The sequence below is a fragment of the Clostridium sp. HGF2 genome (genome assembly GCF_964240115.1).
In the GTDB taxonomy this organism is placed as follows: domain Bacteria; phylum Bacillota_I; class Bacilli_A; order Erysipelotrichales; family Erysipelotrichaceae; genus Clostridium_AQ; species Clostridium_AQ innocuum.
This window is the reverse complement of record NZ_CAXSSO010000002.1, coordinates 224,153-241,655: the sequence shown is the minus strand read 5'-3', so window position 1 is coordinate 241,655 and position 17,503 is coordinate 224,153. Positions and strand designations below refer to the sequence as shown.

The 17,503-nt window shown below is 43.9% G+C and carries 18 protein-coding genes and 1 tRNA gene; 8 read left to right on the top strand and 11 right to left on the bottom strand.

Translation table 11 applies throughout. The features are described 5' to 3' along the window. Window positions 1-36: 36 nt before the first annotated feature. Entirely contained in the window at window positions 37-924 is an 888-nt protein-coding gene (locus tag ACESPQ_RS04965) for a diacylglycerol/lipid kinase family protein (RefSeq protein WP_373144015.1), read from the top strand. A gap of 11 nt (window positions 925-935) precedes the next feature. Here ACESPQ_RS04965 and ACESPQ_RS04960 read toward each other — a convergent pair whose 3' ends face one another. The 4 genes from ACESPQ_RS04960 to ACESPQ_RS04945 are packed head-to-tail and all read right to left on the bottom strand — an operon-like array spanning window position 936 to window position 3,769. Beyond that, a complete protein-coding gene (locus ACESPQ_RS04960; protein WP_002608108.1) occupies window positions 936-1,082 on the bottom strand; it encodes a hypothetical protein in 147 nt (48 codons plus the stop codon). Between the two features lies 1 nt (window position 1,083). Continuing rightward, entirely contained in the window at window positions 1,084-1,740 is a 657-nt protein-coding gene (locus tag ACESPQ_RS04955; protein WP_109770498.1) for an HAD family hydrolase, read from the bottom strand. Continuing rightward, window positions 1,733-2,431: a YjjG family noncanonical pyrimidine nucleotidase gene (locus ACESPQ_RS04950; protein ID WP_008819278.1), complete on the bottom strand. Its 699-nt coding sequence runs from the start codon at window positions 2,429-2,431 to the stop codon at window positions 1,733-1,735. Before ACESPQ_RS04950 ends, ACESPQ_RS04955 begins: the two co-directional genes overlap by 8 nt. Before the next feature lie 9 nt (window positions 2,432-2,440). Continuing rightward, window positions 2,441-3,769 (bottom strand): MATE family efflux transporter, encoded by a 1,329-nt coding sequence (locus ACESPQ_RS04945; RefSeq protein ID WP_373144014.1) that lies wholly within the window; start codon window positions 3,767-3,769, stop codon window positions 2,441-2,443. Between the two features lie 160 nt (window positions 3,770-3,929). Here ACESPQ_RS04945 and crcB point away from each other — a divergent pair, with 160 nt between their 5' ends. After that, window positions 3,930-4,295, top strand: a complete 366-nt coding sequence (gene crcB / locus ACESPQ_RS04940; protein WP_373144013.1) for a fluoride efflux transporter CrcB — start codon at window positions 3,930-3,932, stop codon at window positions 4,293-4,295. Between the two features lie 154 nt (window positions 4,296-4,449). Here the strand turns inward: crcB and ACESPQ_RS04935 are convergent, their stop codons facing one another. Both ACESPQ_RS04935 and ACESPQ_RS04930 read right to left on the bottom strand, forming a co-directional pair. Continuing rightward, complete coding sequence (locus ACESPQ_RS04935; protein WP_257271220.1) at window positions 4,450-5,730, bottom strand: EAL domain-containing protein; 1,281 nt, start codon at window positions 5,728-5,730, stop codon at window positions 4,450-4,452. A gap of 578 nt (window positions 5,731-6,308) precedes the next feature. Beyond that, on the bottom strand, window positions 6,309-7,364 hold the full coding sequence (locus ACESPQ_RS04930; protein WP_002608102.1) for a lysylphosphatidylglycerol synthase transmembrane domain-containing protein: 1,056 nt from the start codon (window positions 7,362-7,364) through the stop codon (window positions 6,309-6,311). A 546-nt stretch (window positions 7,365-7,910) separates the two neighbouring features. Here ACESPQ_RS04930 and ACESPQ_RS04925 point away from each other — a divergent pair. The 6 genes from ACESPQ_RS04925 (at window position 7,911) to ACESPQ_RS04900 (ending at window position 13,162) form a co-directional block, all read left to right on the top strand. After that, window positions 7,911-9,152 (top strand): helix-turn-helix transcriptional regulator, encoded by a 1,242-nt coding sequence (locus ACESPQ_RS04925; RefSeq protein WP_257377080.1) that lies wholly within the window; start codon window positions 7,911-7,913, stop codon window positions 9,150-9,152. Between the two features lie 200 nt (window positions 9,153-9,352). Beyond that, window positions 9,353-10,120 carry a class I SAM-dependent methyltransferase gene (locus ACESPQ_RS04920; RefSeq protein ID WP_109770502.1) on the top strand — a complete coding sequence of 256 codons (768 nt, stop codon included), beginning with the start codon at window positions 9,353-9,355 and terminating at the stop codon, window positions 10,118-10,120. 532 nt (window positions 10,121-10,652) lie between these two features. After that, on the top strand, window positions 10,653-11,015 hold the full coding sequence (locus ACESPQ_RS04915) for a hypothetical protein (protein WP_373144011.1): 363 nt from the start codon (window positions 10,653-10,655) through the stop codon (window positions 11,013-11,015). Beyond that, window positions 10,933-11,520 (top strand): class I SAM-dependent methyltransferase, encoded by a 588-nt coding sequence (locus tag ACESPQ_RS04910; protein WP_373144010.1) that lies wholly within the window; start codon window positions 10,933-10,935, stop codon window positions 11,518-11,520. Before ACESPQ_RS04915 ends, ACESPQ_RS04910 begins: the two co-directional genes overlap by 83 nt. Window positions 11,521-12,152: 632 nt before the next feature. After that, a tRNA-Trp gene (locus tag ACESPQ_RS04905) sits at window positions 12,153-12,226 on the top strand. A gap of 114 nt (window positions 12,227-12,340) precedes the next feature. Beyond that, a complete protein-coding gene (locus ACESPQ_RS04900; RefSeq protein ID WP_257327922.1) occupies window positions 12,341-13,162 on the top strand; it encodes a DNA-formamidopyrimidine glycosylase family protein in 822 nt (273 codons plus the stop codon). Between the two features lie 411 nt (window positions 13,163-13,573). On the opposite strand, the gene ACESPQ_RS04895 is transcribed toward ACESPQ_RS04900, so the two are convergent. From ACESPQ_RS04895 to abc-f, 5 genes are all read right to left on the bottom strand, one after another. Further along, window positions 13,574-14,047: a low molecular weight protein-tyrosine-phosphatase gene (locus ACESPQ_RS04895; protein ID WP_109770503.1), complete on the bottom strand. Its 474-nt coding sequence runs from the start codon at window positions 14,045-14,047 to the stop codon at window positions 13,574-13,576. A 177-nt stretch (window positions 14,048-14,224) separates the two neighbouring features. Beyond that, on the bottom strand, window positions 14,225-14,467 hold the full coding sequence (locus tag ACESPQ_RS04890) for a hypothetical protein (protein WP_373144009.1): 243 nt from the start codon (window positions 14,465-14,467) through the stop codon (window positions 14,225-14,227). Window positions 14,468-14,499: 32 nt separating this feature from the next. Next, window positions 14,500-14,808, bottom strand: a complete 309-nt coding sequence (locus tag ACESPQ_RS04885) for a hypothetical protein (protein WP_002608095.1) — start codon at window positions 14,806-14,808, stop codon at window positions 14,500-14,502. 47 nt (window positions 14,809-14,855) lie between these two features. Continuing rightward, the gene (locus ACESPQ_RS04880; RefSeq protein ID WP_373144007.1) at window positions 14,856-15,170 is read right to left on the bottom strand and encodes a hypothetical protein; all 315 of its coding nucleotides are present in this window, start codon (window positions 15,168-15,170) and stop codon (window positions 14,856-14,858) included. Window positions 15,171-15,239: 69 nt separating this feature from the next. Beyond that, window positions 15,240-16,865 carry a ribosomal protection-like ABC-F family protein gene (gene abc-f, locus ACESPQ_RS04875; RefSeq protein ID WP_373144006.1) on the bottom strand — a complete coding sequence of 542 codons (1,626 nt, stop codon included), beginning with the start codon at window positions 16,863-16,865 and terminating at the stop codon, window positions 15,240-15,242. Window positions 16,866-17,503: the final 638 nt, after the last annotated feature.

The window sequence follows — 17,503 nt, the reverse complement described above, 5'->3', positions numbered from 1 at the left end:
CTATACAATTATATGCAAAGGAAACGGGGCGTGTGTATGGACAGAAGCATCAGAATCATTATGAATCCAAAGGCAGGAAAGCAGACGGCAAAAACGGCTTTATTTACGTTATGTGACCGGTTTTGTGCCATGCAGGATACGATACAGGTTTATGTAACCCAGTATGCGGGACATGCACAAAAGCTTGCGAAAGCCAGTGAAGGCTGCTGTGATATTCTCATATGCATCGGTGGGGACGGTACCTGGAATGAGGTGATCAGCGGCATTATGGAAATAGAGAACAAGCCTGTGCTTGCCTATCTTCCAAGCGGGACAGTCAACGATTTTGCGGCTACGCTGAAGCTGCCGAAAAGTGCTGGAAAGCTCATGGACACCATTGCACAATACCGTCCGTTTTCCTGTGATATCGGCCAGTTCAATAACCGCTATTTCACCTATGTTGCGGCGTTTGGTATCTTCACAGAAATTTCCTACTCCACACCGCAAAGCACCAAAAACTCCTTTGGAAAAATCGCTTATTTTCTGGAAGGCGTCAAACAGCTGACAAATATCCCACGCTATCATGTCAGAGTCGTCATTGATCAGAATGAAGTCATTGAGGATTCCTGTATCTTCGGCTGTGTTACCAATTCCAAGTTTGTCGCAGGATTTACTGCCGTAAACTCAAAGGATGCACAGCTGGATGATGGTCAGTTTGAACTTCTGCTCATCCGGGTTCCCAATAATCCACTGGATGTACAAAATATCATTGCAGCGCTGATAAAGCATGAGGTTAATGAAACCTGGATGTATTTTCGAAAGGCCTGTGATATCCGCATAGAAGCCCGGGAACAGATTCCCTGGACACTGGATGGTGAGGATGGGGGAAGCACAGCACTTGCCCATATCCTGAATAAAAACAGAGCGGTTACCATTCTGGTATAGCCGCTCTTTTCTTATCCGTTAAAATTTACTTTATTAAACTTGGCGCTGTTCTTCCCCTTGCCCAGTGTTTTTTCCAAAGCTTTGGTGCGGGGCTTCTGCTTGGCTTTGCGGGCCTGCTCCAGCAGCTCTGCTGTACTCTTCTTTTTTTTATCAGCCATGTTATGAACCTCCTTTTTTCAATACATCCAACAGACTCTGCACATCCTCCACGATGCAGTCAGCGCCTGCTTCCTTTAGCTCCTCACGGCTTCCGTATCCATATAATACGCCAATCGTGCGCATGCCGTTCTTTTTCCCACCGATGATATCGTGCCGGCGATCTCCGATCATCACACACCGTTCAATTGGCAGCCGGTGCTTCTGCACAGCATAGGCAATGACATCCGCCTTATCGCTGCGGGTACCATCCATCGTGGCACCGCAAATATCCAGCATATAGGAATCCAGCTTAAAATGCTTCAGAATGGTACAGGCGAATTCCTCAGGCTTACTGGTAGCGACCAAAAGCGTTTTGCCCTGCTTCTGCAATGCCTCCAGCAGTTCACGAATCCCCGGATATGCCACGTTTTCCAGCATTCCCTGCTTGCGAAAATAAACGCGGTAATCCGCAATTGCCTGCAAGGCCTGCGCCTCGTCAAAGGAATACAGCTCCATGAACATATCCTTTAAGGGCGGTCCGATAAATGCGCACAAATCATCCGGATTTTCCACATGAATACCGGCTTTATCCAAAGCAAAGGCTACCGATCTGGTAATACCAACCTTTGGATCTGTCAATGTTCCATCCAAATCAAACAACAGGATATCCTTATCCATCATTTTCCTCCTCCAATATTGTATATAATTCCCGCAAATCCCGAATTTCATAGGTTAACGGAAGCTGCTTGTGATTCTTTTTCCCATCAGGATTATACCAGCAGGTGGAAATACCGGCATTGATACCTCCCTGCATATCGCTGGATAACGAATCACCAATTATGAGGGTCCGATTCCGCTTCGCTCCATTTAATCTGGCAAAGCAGTGATCAAAATAGGATCGATCCGGCTTCCGAAATCCGATTTCCTCCGATACAAACATATGATGGAAATACGCGTCCAGACCGGAATCCCGCAGACGCGCATACTGTGTTGCGACAACACCGTTGGTCACGATACACATACGATACTGCGGATACAGGCGGCGTACCACCTCCATAGCATGCGGTATCATATCGTGCCCTCTGCCCAGCTCCTTTTGATAGATATCCTCGAAGGCGATGCCATCATCCGCAATACCGAATTCACGAAACAGCTTTCCAAACCGTGTGTAAATCACTGCTTCCCTTGAGATTTCGCCTTCCTCATACGCTGACCACAGCTGTGCGTTTATGTCCTGATAGCGTTTCTTCATTTCATTTGTCAACGGGTAATGATGCAGATCAAATACCCTCTGCAGAGCCCGCTTTTCCGTTGCATCGAAATCGAGCAGCGTTCCGTCTGCGTCAAATAACAGCGTCGTAAACTTCATATGTTCTCCTTATGTGATAATACGTTTCTTCATCCATGAGCCGCTTCGATACCGCCAGAAAAACCAGAGTATGCGAAAGAGCCAGTCGGTAAACATTGCGAGCCAGACGCCCAATACACCAAGCACCAGTATCACCCCTAGCAGCCAGCTCAGACAGATTCTGCACAGCCACATGGATACAATGGAGATGCACATTGTAAAGCGCACATCTCCGGCTGCACGCAATGCATTGGGAAAGGTGAAGGATGCCGGCCACAGCACCATGGCGAATATGCCGTGATACAGCAGCAGCTCCAGTGCGGTATCATACGTCTGCGCACTTAAATTATATATGTTCAGAAGCAAAGGCACAAGACACAGGATGATAAGATTTACCGCAAGCATGGATATATATGCGATTTTCATTAGTTTTTTTATGTAGAGACGGGCCTGCGCATAATCCCCAGCCCCAACGCACTGCCCTACGACCGTTATCATTGCAAGTCCGATTGCGGCAGCGGGTATGATTTCCATTTGTGCAATATTGTTCGCTACGGCATTGGCCGCTATCGCAACCGTACCAAAGCCCGCAATCAGTCCCTGAACAAGGATTTTTCCTATCTGGAACATACCGTTTTCCAAACCGTTTGGTATTCCGATTGTCAATATACGGCGTATCATATCCGGATGAAATTCCAGCTTCCTGTAGGAATCAATATAAATCAGATTATCCGGACTGCGCAGCAGATACAGCATAAACAGGGAACCCAGAATACGGGAAACCAGCGAGGATATGGCAGCACCCGCCACCCCCATATGGAAGCCGTAAATCAAAACGGCATTTCCGAGGATATTGAAGGCATTCATGAACAATGAGGTAATCATTGAAATTTTGGAATTCCCCATGGAGCGAAACAGTGCAGCTCCGGAATTATACAGCGCGATAAACGGGTAGGACCATGCGGATATTTTAAAATAAATCTCTGCATTCCACATGACTGCCGGCTCCACATCCGTAAAGACCAGCTGCAGGATTGCCGTACAGCCAATCAGAACGATTCCCATGATGATAACAGCAAAAATACCGGTTGAAACAATCAGCTGCTTTGCCGACACACATGCCTGATCGCGGTCACGACCACCGAGATACTGACTGCAGACAACAGCGCCTCCGGTAGCTAGTGCGGCAAAGATATTGATCAGAAGGATGTTGATCGTATCCACAAGACTTAGACCGGAAACCGCCGCCTCGCCCACACTCGACACCATGATCGTATCGCTCATCCCGATCGTTACCGCCAGAATCTGTTCGACAACAAGTGGCAGAATCAGCCGCTTCAGATTCTCATTTGTAAACATTTCATCACACTCCCAATCATCCCTTTGAATGTTACTATTATAGCCCATATCAGGGAATGCGCAAGTGAATTGAGAAAACTCCTGCCGGAAGTGAAAAAGTTTTGCAGGGTATGCGGTTTCATTTCAAAAGTATGGTAAAATGGTTGCGGGAGCGATGTTTATGAAAGAGTTTTTGTTTGTCGGCCTTGGCGGTGCCGTAGGAGCGATGCTACGCTATGGAATGTCCATGGTGCCTGTAAAAAGTGAGTTTCCGTATATGACACTTCTTATCAATTTTCTCGGTGCGGTAGCAATCGGGATACTGGCAGCCCTGAGCATGAGGCAGTCATTGTTAACGGAGCACAGTCTTTTGTTATTGAAAACCGGTGTGTGCGGGGGATTCACCACCTTCTCCACCTTTTCCCTGGAGGCGGTTTCCCTGCTGGAGCAGCATAAAACAGGGATGGGAATCACCTATATTCTTTCCTCCGTTCTTTTACGCCTGCTTGGAGTGCTGCTTGGCAAAGCAATGCTTCATCCTCTTTAATATGCGGAAGACGAAAAATCCTGCTAAGCAAAAAAAGGTCTGTATGCGTTGAGATAGTCTCTGCATACAGCCTTTTTGCACTCCATAACGGATTATCCGAAAAGCTTACACAAGCCTGCAGCGTGCATACCGGGAAGGGTCTGCTATGAATAGGCTAACACTCTCCCTGTTCTGCAATCAGACGCTGAAATTCATCCATCGGCATCGGACGATAATAATAGAACCCCTGAATCATATCACATCCATGCTGGCGCATATGCTCTGCCACAGTCTCATCCTCAACTCCCTCTGCCACGATCTGTACAGGAAAATGATGCAGTATATCCAGCAGACCATCCACAATCAGAAATTTATCGATATCCCTGTATGGATTTTGAAAAAGGGAGCGATCCAGCTTAATGATATCGATGGGAACCCTGGCAAGGACACTCATGGAGGAATAGCCGCTGCCAAAATCATCCAGCGCACAGCGAAATCCTGCCTTATGTATCGTATCCACCACCTTGATCAGCTTATCGGAATTATCCATGCTTATGCTTTCCAGCAATTCAAATTCGATGTACTCCTTCGGTATGTCAAACTGCTGAAACACTTCCATATATTCCTGCATGAACGGTTCATCCTCAAAGCTTGCCTTGGAAAGGTTAAAGCTGATGGGAACCATCTTCATCCCCTTTTGTATGCTCTCCTGTATCATTTTACATACCAGCTCAAACACCATTTGATCTACATAACGGATGTAGCTGTTTTCATTCAGCACCGGCAGAAACAATGAAAGAGGAATCATTGTACCATCTTCATCAAACCAGCGCAGCAATGCTTCTCCTCCGCATATTTTCAGGGTTTTGGCATCAACCTTAGGCTGAATATAAACCGCATAGGTTTCCTTGCGGCAGGCCTCGACTGTCTTCACCTCAAGCTGCGATCGCATTTGAAATTCCTGCAGCTGTTTTCTGGTAAAAAACTTAAAATCCGAGCTTTTCTTTTCATGCTCTTTTGATGTTATGCGGGCAAGCCATGCATATAAGCAGCAGGTTTCAAAATCCGCCTCCGGGAAATCCCGCAGACGACACACCCCCATGGAAAAAAACACTTTGTTGAAAAACCGAGAATCCTTCAACTCATAGCCCTTGTAGTCTCTTTGAATAAGCTCATCAATAATCTTCTTTTTTCGCCACTCATGAATGAGGAATATGAAATCATCCCCGCCTGTATACAGCAGATACTGTCCTTTCTTCAAACCCTTTGTGAAAGTCTTCAGAATCTGTTGAAGCAGCTCCTCCCCTGTTTCATGATCATATCGGCCAAGAAAATATCGAAATTTCTTAACATTAAAATGCAGAAGAGAATATTCCTCGCGCGGCTGCAGCTGAGAAAAAACAGCCTGTAGCTCTGAACGATTGTACAGCACCGTACCATTGTTGTCAGTCTTCATAATATTTGACCCTTTTTTCCTTTATCTGTTTTATTTTACCACACTTTATTCATAAGATAACAGGAAAGTTTCCATCTGCCGGCTGTTTCCATTGCCCGTTTGTAGCAAGGGTAACGTGGAAGCAGGCTGCAGATGCGGATATCCGAAAGCGAACACGATTGTTATCATCATGCGGCGTAACAGCATTTCGTTCAGCTGTAAGGTTTTGGCCTGAAAGCATACATAAAAAGCAGAAAAAGGTGCACCGTTTGCTTTAGGAATATGCACCTGGGTAACAGCATGATGGATGATACAACTTTGTGAACTGCCGCCAGCTATAGAACAAGCGGCTTCTAATGCATGCCTGCGCATGCATCAAAACGTTTTGTTCGTGTTCAGATACACGTAGCTGGTACGTTCCCAGTACCTCTACGAATCGCTCTCGCTCTGGCATACTTGGATATACTTTTCGCATGATATTGCTTGCTTCATTGAGATTGGCATTCATTAGCCCTCTTTTCCAGCTTATGCTTGTTCGTTCGCAGTTCAGTATTTACAGTATTTACAGTATTTACAGCATTTCACCTGTGGTTGGAACGTTATGGAAGAGACTTCGCTGTTGGCAGCTGCCTCTGTCTTTTGGTGTCTGCTGATTTCACATACAGGAAAATGATCCCTCCTGCAATGAGCTGGATGTGATACGTTGCCACACGCCATAATATCATAACACTGCTCGCTTCTGTTCTACCAAACAGAACTGCAAATATCAGAATAAATGCGCTTTCTGTCCATCCGGTATCTCCGGGAAGAGGCGTTAAGGCATTCAGCATATGGATACACGCAGACATCAGCAAAACATTGATCAAATCAGAAAGGGACAAGGGTACCTGCAGCGCCAATGCCGCCACATAAGGAATTGCATAGAAAATTGTCATACGCAGAAAATTCAGAAGAACAGCCTCCACAATCATGCGGCGGTCCTCCTTCAGCTTTTTGATTTCCTCATTAAAGTATAAAATCTGTCCCTGCCATTTTTCCAGTGTATACGCCTTATTCTTCACAATATGAAAACGAAAGCCGACATTGACAATTCCACGGCTGATTTTCACATACAGCTTTGGAAATCTGGCCATCGTCCATAAAATCAGTATGACAGAGGCATTGATGGCAAAGCCAAGCAGCACCAGAAAAAAATAGATCTGAAAATGTTCCATTGCATAGGGAAACCGTGTAAGCAGCAGTATGCTCACATAAAACAGGACTGTACTCTGATAAAGGAAGAAATCCTTCCAAAGTACACTGGCGATATCACTGTACTGCATATCCAGCTTACGAAATGCATAGGTCTGAGCCACCTGTCCTCCGCCCAACGGGGTAACACCGTTGAAAAAAGCTGCAATATACGCATTGTGTATTCCGTCCCATATGCGGATATCCGTTTTATAGGGTTTTGCTATCCTGTATAAGACGATTCCCTGAAGCAGATAATAAGCGGTGCCCAGTACCGCAATAAGCACAATCCAATACCAGGATATATGAGAAATATTATATAAAACCTCTGCACAATCATCCTTTAACGCAAACCAGCAGGCAAAGGCTGTCAGTGACAGAAGCAATAGAATCTGTAGGATTCGTTTTTTCCAGGTAGTCTGCATAAAACACCCCGCTTTCTAAGCTCTCGAGTAAGTATAGCAGTTAAATCTTAACTTTCTCTAAATATTTTCATATCATTCTTCAAATCTTTTTCTACTCATGCTTCCTTTATTCTGATATTTCCTGTACCTTAAAAAGGTATGCAGCAGCTTGCTTCTTTATAGCAGAATACGAATTTCTTCTATTGAAATATACGAAAGCATCAAGGAAATCATGCAGAATGCCCTGTAATCCACCCCGCGTTTTTCCTATATGAAACACTGGTTTGCTTATTGCAATCCCAATCCATATGCTATAATTGAGGAAAGGCTTAAACATGCAACGTGAACATTCTAATTCCATTTGCAGGCTGGCAGAAAGCAGCTGCGTTTGCATATCCTCCATAATGGGGAGTTGTACCTACTTCCATTATGCAGACTGGCAGAAAGCGGGGATAGACTGTTAGAACGACAAAATAGACAAGCTCCAATCATTGTAGGAATCGACATGATTTTCTATACGTGTTATTTGGTATGAGAGTCTTCACCTGTAAGAAAGGACATGATCATATGCTGCTGGATATATGTAAAGAACACAGAAAACGCTATGGCTGGCTGATTCGGCAAAAAAGAATAGCACTCGGCTATACCCAAAAGGAGCTTGTCGAAACGCTGGGTCATGCTGTTTCACTTCGCAGCTACATTGCCTTGGAAAACGGAAAAGCGCTGCAGGATATGGATATCTATGATCAGCTGTTTGCCCTGCTTGATCTGCAGTATAATTATGCATGCAATCCCGATCCCCTGCTGACGCCTTTTCTGCAGAAGCTCTTTGAAAGCTGGAACGCTTATGAGGAAGAGGCATGCTGTAGCTGTATCCGGGAGCTGCTGCAGCTTCTTTCCCCCTATAGACAATACAGCTGGGAGAGCGTGGTTTTAAAAAGTCTTTCCATCCTGCTGGATGCTTTGAAAAAGGACAGATTGCTGAAGTCAGAGGAATATGACTGGCTGATGCAGTTTCATAGCGTATTGCCAAGAGAATTGGAATCTGTGTATGCCTCCATCCTTTATCACTATCAATATACCCTTCCCCATGATCGAAATCAGCTGCGCAATCTGCTAACCATATTTCCTATGCTTTCTCATCCCGATTCTGTGAAAAACTGTATTACCTATGCGCTTCATCAGACAAATCTGGAGCATAATGACCTGCCTGCGTGGAAGCAGCTGCAGAAATTTCGAAAGAAGGAGGAGCACAGCGGAAACTGGACAGCATTGTTTGATCTGTATCACTGGCTCTGTCTGATCAGCGCCCGCATTCATGTACCTGCCTTTGAGGACCTGCACAGGATGTGTGAAAAGCTGCTGCAGGAGCATACAATCAAGGCAGAGCGCAGAATCACCTATTATTTCAATCTCTCGGGTGTTTATCATAACCAGAAGGAGTATGAGAAGGAGGAATATTATCTTTGTCTGTTTCTGAAAAATCATACCCGCCAGCTTCTGCCATTCATGTTTTGGTATATTCACAATCAGCGGCTTCAAGGGAAAGGAATTGAAAAGGTTCTTGCGCAATCCTATGATATGCGTGACTGCAGTGAACGTCTGCAGACTCTGTGGGGGTTTTATGAACTGCTGCCTCATGCGGATGCGCAGACTTCCCAGAAATATCTTATGAAGCGATGTCTGCCATTGATGAGTGAGCTTGCTGTGGAATTTCAAATCGTTTTTCTTCATGAGCTTCAACTTTTGATTCCCAAAACCAGAAATTACAAGGATCTGCATCTTTATATGAAACAGCTGCGGCTGTAATCAAATTCCCTACACGGCTTACTTGAAGATTTTAATACATTGATATTGCAACAGCCTTGAAGTTCCCTTTTCTGATAAAGTGTTTCTGCACCTGATAAGGAATTCATCAGCTTAACACCTCTTTTCTCAGCAATCTGCAGATTTTCCATATCGGTGTACGGTTTCCTGTATACTTTGGGAAACAAGAGGAGGTAGTGATTATGGAATTACAGGAATTGTATGAACACTTTGAGGAGGAAAAAAGACTCTTTCACGGTTATGCAAGTCAGGTTGAGTACCTGACAACCATGCACTATATTCATCGATATGCAAATACACAGGCGCAGATTCTGGAAATCGGTGCAGGCTGTGGTGCATATTCTCTCGCCTTAGCGAAGGAGGGGTATTCCCTTACTGCGGTGGAACCGGTTAAAAAGCATGTTCAGATTATGGAAAGCAGAAAAACAAGGGATATGGATATCACCATTCTGGAATGTGATGCCGCACACCTGCCGGAGGACTGGAATTCAAAGTTTGACATGGTTCTCTGCTTCGGTCCCCTGTATCACCTTTCGAGAACACAGGAGCAGCTACAGGCTATCGAGGCAGCCTGCCGGGTATGCAAAAACAAGGGCATCCTGATGTTTGCCTATATTCCACACGATATGGTAATGGCAACGGAAACCATGCATGTGGAGGGATTCCTTACGGGAGATGAATTTGATACGAAAACCCTGCAGCTTCACAATGACCCGTTTGTGTTTCATGACGAGCAAAGCATAGATGAGCTGTTTCATCCCTTTCCCTTAGAAAAGCTGAAGTATGTTGCGGCAGACGGTCTTGCGGAATTGATGAGTGAGCGTATCAATCGCTTTACTTCAGAGGAATTTCAGGTATGGATGCGATACCATTTGAAAACATGTGAAAAGCCATCCTTTTTGGGACACAGCAATCACAATCTTTTCATTGCACAAAAAAACAGCCGTTAATCTTTTCTGTTTGAATCTATACAGGAATGGATGCCATCAGGCAGTGCAACCCGTGCCCGTCAGGTTGCCTGATAGAAAAAGCTAATATAGCTACCCCTGCATGCTTTCACAGGAACATTCCCGCCACAAAAGCGACTTTTCGAGCGGTAGTTTTAACATACCTTCATTTTGAACTATCAAAAGCAATGCTATGTATGCGACTGCATCGGTAATGTAAATTGGTAGATGCTAACAGATGTACAGCTTCTTGAAAATTCAATTGCATCTGTCGTCCATATTCTGTATAATGAGAGCGTGGCGGCTTTTAAAGGAGATGGTTCTGTCCGGCGCACTTGACGCTGTTGAAGGCGTAATGAAGTGAAACGTGGAAAAGTAGAAAATGATCAGAAAACAGATATAAAACAGCCTGTATCAGACAGGGTTTATATCGTGGTCATTGTATCAGCTACTTCCACAGAAATGTTTATAACAGCCTGTGGGATATCCACAGGCTTTTCGTAAGCTGCCATCAGGAAAAGAAAGGACAGAACAAATGAAAAAACTATTTACCATGGCAATGCAAAAACCGGCATTGTATGAAACAAGCAAGGACAATATCTGGAGTGATCCGCATACTGTAAAACGTATGCTGAAAGCACATCTGGATACTACCGAGGACTCCGCAACTCGTAGGATCGAAACCGTGGAAAAAGCCATCAACTGGATAAGCAGGCAGTTTCCAGCGGAAAGATATCCGACACTACTAGACCTTGGCTGCGGACCCGGTGTTTATACGGAGCGCTTCTGCAAAAAAGGGATATGCAGTTACCGGTGTGGATTTTTCCGAGCATTCGATTACCTATGCAATGCATTCTGCCAGACAGCAGCAGCTTTCCATACACTATCTGTGCGCTGATTATACACAGCTGCACATGAATAGCAGATTTCACATCATCACCCTGATTTACTGTGATTTTGGTGTATTGTCTGCTATGGACAGAAAGAAACTGCTGGCTTCCGTTTACAGCTGGTTACAGCCGGAGGGCGTCCTGCTTTTTGATGTATTTCTTCCTTCCCACTACGACGGTGTCCCTGAATCTAAAACATGGGAAATTACAGAGGATGGCTTCTGGGCGGATGAGCGATGCCTGACTCTGCATGATGTTTTTCACTATGAGGAAGACAATACTGTTTTGAACCGATATATCGCGATAACAGAGGATGATATCCGTCAGTTTCATGTATGGGAGCATACCTTTACGAAAGCAGAGCTGCAGGAAGCACTGCAGGAGGCAGGCTTTACAAGCATAGCATTTTTCCGTGATATGAACGGAAATCCATGTGGTGATTATGATCAGACAATGTGTATCGCCGCCTGTAAAAGCAGAACTAACGCAACGGATATAGGCAGTGATGGCTGAATGCGGCAGATAATTTACGAAATCTCCATTCAGATATAGCTAGCAGGAAATGACACAAGGCTCTCTTTCATGGGAGCCTTTTTTTGAATAGAGACTTCCTGGGACTGTGCATTCATGTATTCATAAGTATCGCTTTTTTCGCATAAGCAGCTTAGGAACAAAAAAAGCCGCTCTTTGGATGTGAAGAGCAGCACCATCGGGAGTTTATAGAGAAGATTGATGGCATGGTTATTGTATCACCTTTTTTTGTATATGAAAACTTATTTGCTCACAGTAATATTGTGATACTCATATGATTGCTCGCTGTCATAGATTGAAAGTAAGCAGTGCAGCAGCGATATATTCACTATGTCCATGGTATAAAGGGAAGTGCTTTGATACGCAGTGGTATTTCCCTATGAAGGTTTGCTGGCTACCAGGTGCTGTAGCTATGAATAAGCAGTATGCCATACCCTTTTAGGATTTCAGGAGTTGTGTCGCAATATGCAAAAAGCGATGTGCATGATCAATGATATTGCAGAGACGGCAACCTGAGAAATGGATGGATCAGATGCCGCGGTTCCTGTAATTTTTACGATTTTCTTATTGCCATAAATCTTTTTCTGTGATAATATAATAAAGCGTTAAAGCCTAGGGGTATAGTACAATGGTAGTATAACGGTCTCCAAAACCGCTGATGGGAGTTCGATCCTCTCTACCCCTGCCAGTTTACATCTTCAGATGCTCATTCGAGCATCTTTTTTTTCATCATCTTTGGGAAATACAGGAGGATCATAGGCAGCTGTACCTTTTTCTGATACAATCTATACAGGTGATGTATATGATTGAGCTTCCTGAAGCAAGAACAATAGCAGCAGATTTACGTAAAGAGGTTCTTGGAAAAACTATTCAAAGTGTGTCCGGAAATTTCACAGATCACAAATTCACGTTTTATTATGGTAATCCGGATACCTATCACGATCGACTGAAAAACAAAGCCGTAACCGCTGTAGTAGAGCGCAGCTTCTACGTGGAACTGGAGATTGAGGATGAGGTGCTGACCTTTCGTGATGGAGCAAATATCCGATGGTTTGCAAAACCACAGCAATTCAAGAAAAGCAAGCTGCTGCTTATGTTTACAGATGGAAGCTGTCTGCACGTTACAACCTCCATGTATGCGGCAATACATGTTTTTCCAAAGACTGAGGGTGCACAGGATGCCTATTATGAGGCAGAGCTGAAAAGCTGTTCTTTGCTGGACGAGTGCTTCACGTACGAAAATTTTTTAAGCAAGCTGCATCATGAAACAGAAAAGCTGAGTGTGAAAGCCTTTCTGGCGACAAAGCAGAGGTTTATAGGAATCGGAAACGGTGTCTGTCAGGATATCCTGTTTTATGCGGGACTGCATCCGAAACGGAAAATGAATATTCTGACAAAGGATGAAGTAAACACATTGTTTTTCTCAATGAAGCAGACGCTGCAGCAGATGGTACAGGAAGGCGGCAGGGATAGTGAGAAGAACATTTATGGTGAAAAGGGCGGGTATCACTGTGTCATGTCAGCAGGGCATTATAAGGATGGCTGCCCGAAATGCGGAGGCAGAATTCAGAAAGAGCAATATCTGGGGGGAAGTATTTATTACTGTCCACACTGCCAGAAATAAGAAAGCCGCCGGATGTAACGGACACCGGCGGTTTCTTTGTGGATTCCATATCCAGAATTATGGAATTAAATGAATATGCCACAGTATACAGGTAGTATGTGGCTGTAAGAACTATATCATAGGTACGAAAAGGCAATCTAAACAAAATGTAAAGCTTTTATAACAGAAGTGAACTGGCAAGCTTCCTATATGTGCAGTATCTGCTCTCTTCGCCCTTCAGATTCTTTGTATAGCATAAAACACGCATGCTCTTCACAAGGTTCTTTCTCGATTGTGTGTAAACTTAACATAGGGAGACTTCCATACGATTGCAGTTATCAATAGAAGTTGAAGTCTCCCTTTTGTAAACACCCTAAAGTAAGAAAGAACCCTTCACAATTTCATGCGTGTTTTTTCTTGCGTATATCACTGTCAATACTTCTCATCTGTCCACTGTGATTTCAAATACTTCAGAAGACCACTGCAGCCTTCCATCACATCGGTAAACGTAGCATCAAAGTTACCAGTATACCATGGATCGGCAATTCCGCCCGGGCGGCTTGTAAAGTCAAGCAGCAGATACAGCTTATGCTTTGGATCACCATGAACAATACGTTCCATGTTTCTCATGTTTGCGCCATCCATACCGATCAAATAATCGTATTTTTTATAATCTGCTTCACACATCTGTACAGCCCTGTGATTTCCTATCGGTATTCCTTCTTCACGCAGCTTACGGCGTGTTCCATAATGAACTCCGTTTCCGATTTCTTCGCGGCTTGTGCCGGCGGATGAAATATAAAATCTGTCCTGCATTCCTTCTTTTTTCACCAAATCCTTCATAACATATTCCGCCATTGTGGATCGACAGATATTGCCGTGGCAAACGAATAGTATTTTTATCATGTGCTCATATCTCCATTTAAGTCTTATGTTTCTTTCCAAACGCTTGATATTTCAGGGTTTTCCGTTTTTCAAGGTATCCTCTCATACCTTTTCGTGTTTTCTCATGTCTTTTCCTGCAATCTTGTAAATCCATCGGTAAAGCAAGCATCCTTACCAACGGGCTTTTTTAATCCTTCGCTATCCGATATACTTCTTCCTCTGCATATCGAACTTCACATGGGTGTATGTGTTCAAGGCTACACTGATGTCTGCGTGACCCAGAATATACTGCAGGGTTTCGGATCTATCTCGAATTTTGTCAAATAAATCTATTTGCTGTTTCCGGGTATTCGCTTCTCTGGTAACAGAATCATTGACAATGGCAGATGCCAGTTCAAATGCCAATGAATTTTTGCGAAGAAAATCATCGTCCACTGCCATCTGAGCGGTTCTTTATCATTTCATCTTTCTATTCAGTCATAAATCCGAAATTCATATCCGTCTTCCGGTTCTCCTATGGGATATCCCAGGATTTCCTCTGCTCTGCGCTGAAACTGCGCAAACCACGCATCCCATTCCTCCTGTGGAAGCTCTGCGTAAAACTGCAGACCACTGGTCTCCAAAGAAGCCTCAATCAGCTTTCCGTCACATCCATACCATTGCGGACAGCCATCACTAAAGCCCCGATAATGCGGCAGCTGTGCAAACATTTCTACCAGCTCATTCCATAAGTTTTCCGGTATGGAATAATGTATATTCAGATTATGATTATGTATGTCCATGTATGCTTCTCCTTGTTAACATTTACGTAATCGAATGCTACGCTCACTTATAATGCCTTCCATTTCATCATCGCCTCATATTCTTTGCCAACCTTGTGCAAAATATCGACACATCCACAGCTGCTGTATCGTTGCAGCATCTCTGCATCAAAAAATGAATTGAAGCTTCCATAGAAGACATCTGCAATGCTATCGTTCATATAAGATAGCGTGTCAGTCCGTCGAATCAGAAATATCTGTTTGATATTTGGTCGTATATACCTGTTCACAAATCCCCCTGCGGCAACGATTTGCAGTGACCTGGAAAGAATTTCATCGTCCTGATGCTCCTGTGAAGTTTCATGAATCCGCGAATCATGCATCTCTTTCCTATCCGGACTACCTGCTACCGTCCATGGTATCATGAAAAGCACAGATTGACAAATCCCTTTCTATAGATTTTTCAGTTTTTCCATAATTTCAGCATATTCCTTCTCCAGTACTTCCCGATCACCTGATGCCTGTATGAGTCGATGTGCCACCTCACTTCTGCGCATATCCAGAATCATTCGCTTTGTCGCTATATCCGGATCGATTTGTCCCTGCTTTTTACTGCATGACTTCACACAGTCCTGCGGCATGGACAGCGCATGCTCGCGAAGCTCCCATACCTCAGTTGCGACCTCTTTGATAAATGCCGCATCATGAGATACAAACAATACACTTCCCTCATAATTTTGCAGCAGCTTTGTGATACAGCGAATGGAAGGAAGATCGAGATAATTTGTCGGCTCATCCAGAAGCAGCAGATTGCTGGAACCTACCATCAGCTTCGCAAAGCCAAGCCGCATCCGCTCTCCACCGCTTAACGCAGCTACCGGCTTTTTCAAATCCTGTTGTTGAAATAACAACCGATCCAGAATTGTGCGCACGACATGCTCCCCCTGCACACTATCCGCCATGGCATTCTCATATACACTTTGCTCATCCTTCAAATTCTCAAACTGCTGAAACAATCTGCCAATCTTCACCTTTGGTGCCTTCCATATCGCAGGATTTCCTTGTACAATCGCTTGCAGCAGCGTTGTTTTGCCACAGCCGTTTTCTCCAACAAGAGCTACTCTACTGTGATTTTTCATAAAGAAATGCACATTCTTTAGCACATTGTGCCTTCCATAGGAAACACTTAGTCCTTCTGCTTTCAACAGCCATTTTCCTTTTGGCAGATCCAGCGCCTGTACATCCATCACAATTGCTTCTTCCTCTTTTAACACCTCAACCTTTTCCAAATGCTCCATACGGCTTGCAATCGCATCCGCCTGCCGATACATCGCCTTACTGATACCGTCCTTGGACTTTCGAAGCGCGACCTTTCCCCGCATTTTACGTTCACTGTTTGAAACATTTCGCGGCTTCCGCTTCGCCTTTTGTGCCTGCTTTATTTTTTGCTCATACGCCTTTTGCAGCTGGTGACGCTGCTTCTCGATTGTATCGTAACGGTGCTGCAGATATTTTCTATGTTCCTCTTTCTGATAAAGATAGCTTTCATAATTACCTTCATATATGTGCAGCCTGCCATCCTTAATTTCAATGATCTGGTTGCATACCTCCTGTAACAGGGAACGCTCATGCGTAACCAGTACAAAGGAATCCATATTCTGCAGGGCTTTTTTCACAAAGGCAATTCCCTGCTGATCCAGATTGCTTGTCGGCTCGTCCAGAAGATACAGATGACAGGGGGTGCTCAGTGCTTTTGACAACCGCAGCCTCTGCTGTTCCCCACCGCTTACCTGTTTCTTCAATTGCAGATGAGAAACAGATAATTCCCTCAGTAGTCTTCCATCCCCATAAGAAACCTGTTGTGACAGCTGTTCAAAATAGGAAAGCGTACAAAATCTACGTACAACACCTTCTTCAACCTCACACACTCCCTGTAAAATCCGCAAAAGTGTGGTTTTTCCGCATCCGTTTGCGCCAATCAGTCCAATCCGCTGACCCTGATGGATCTGCCATACCGGTATATGAAGCAGTTCTTTATCATGAAACCTTTTTATTACATGCTGTAATTCCAGCAGCATAGAATCCCTCCCTATGAGCGGGTTGATTATCATATATAAAAAATCTATGCTCAATATCTATCTTACCTGCATTCTACATGCATTGAAGTATAAGAAAAGAACAGATTGATAAAAAAACACAATGATAATTTAACCCACAGTCCGCAAAACAGTACATACGCTATGGTTTGTCTGCTAGTTTTCACGTTTTTGTAAATTAGATTATCAAATTCTCATCGCAGCTGTTCCTCTGTCTTTCTAAATCCTTTACTTAATATTATACGTTAGGACACTGATACGTCAAGTGATTTTTTAGAGACTCCTTTTCAGTGCTTCTTTTTATGCAAAGCATATCCGACTTTCATTTTCTTGAATCGTCTGTAATATCAATTTTTTCATAGTTGGTATACTGAAGGTAAAAGCCTAACATTATAGTATCAGAATAGTACTATCTACAAGAAATATAGAGGAATATATCATTCATACTTATGAAACATAACGAAAAGCTTATTAACATGCTATCCTCACACAGTATATACATGCTTCATACTGTAAACAGCAGCTTTGACTTATCTTTGTGTAATCTCGTCTTAGTCATTTGATCCTTTATGTATATCCGGTACCTTCAGCAACTGTTGCCTTACAACACTTTTTTCACA

Coding starts and splice junctions, on each gene's coding strand:
- ACESPQ_RS04955 (WP_109770498.1), bottom strand. CDS start 1,740: ATGGATAAGGATATCCTGTTGTTTGATTTGGATGGAACATTGACAGAT.
- abc-f (WP_373144006.1), bottom strand. CDS start 16,865: ATGCTGCTGGAATTACAGCATGTAATAAAAAGGTTTCATGATAAAGAA.
- ACESPQ_RS04935 (WP_257271220.1), bottom strand. CDS start 5,730: ATGAAGACTGACAACAATGGTACGGTGCTGTACAATCGTTCAGAGCTA.
- crcB (WP_373144013.1), top strand. CDS start 3,930: ATGAAAGAGTTTTTGTTTGTCGGCCTTGGCGGTGCCGTAGGAGCGATG.
- ACESPQ_RS04965 (WP_373144015.1), top strand. CDS start 37: ATGGACAGAAGCATCAGAATCATTATGAATCCAAAGGCAGGAAAGCAG.
- ACESPQ_RS04880 (WP_373144007.1), bottom strand. CDS start 15,170: ATGCATGATTCGCGGATTCATGAAACTTCACAGGAGCATCAGGACGAT.
- ACESPQ_RS04950 (WP_008819278.1), bottom strand. CDS start 2,431: ATGAAGTTTACGACGCTGTTATTTGACGCAGACGGAACGCTGCTCGAT.
- ACESPQ_RS04945 (WP_373144014.1), bottom strand. CDS start 3,769: ATGTTTACAAATGAGAATCTGAAGCGGCTGATTCTGCCACTTGTTGTC.
- ACESPQ_RS04920 (WP_109770502.1), top strand. CDS start 9,353: ATGGAATTACAGGAATTGTATGAACACTTTGAGGAGGAAAAAAGACTC.
- ACESPQ_RS04925 (WP_257377080.1), top strand. CDS start 7,911: ATGCTGCTGGATATATGTAAAGAACACAGAAAACGCTATGGCTGGCTG.
- ACESPQ_RS04960 (WP_002608108.1), bottom strand. CDS start 1,082: ATGGCTGATAAAAAAAAGAAGAGTACAGCAGAGCTGCTGGAGCAGGCC.
- ACESPQ_RS04900 (WP_257327922.1), top strand. CDS start 12,341: ATGATTGAGCTTCCTGAAGCAAGAACAATAGCAGCAGATTTACGTAAA.
- ACESPQ_RS04915 (WP_373144011.1), top strand. CDS start 10,653: ATGAAAAAACTATTTACCATGGCAATGCAAAAACCGGCATTGTATGAA.
- ACESPQ_RS04890 (WP_373144009.1), bottom strand. CDS start 14,467: ATGGCAGTGGACGATGATTTTCTTCGCAAAAATTCATTGGCATTTGAA.
- ACESPQ_RS04930 (WP_002608102.1), bottom strand. CDS start 7,364: ATGCAGACTACCTGGAAAAAACGAATCCTACAGATTCTATTGCTTCTG.
- ACESPQ_RS04895 (WP_109770503.1), bottom strand. CDS start 14,047: ATGATAAAAATACTATTCGTTTGCCACGGCAATATCTGTCGATCCACA.
- ACESPQ_RS04885 (WP_002608095.1), bottom strand. CDS start 14,808: ATGGACATACATAATCATAATCTGAATATACATTATTCCATACCGGAA.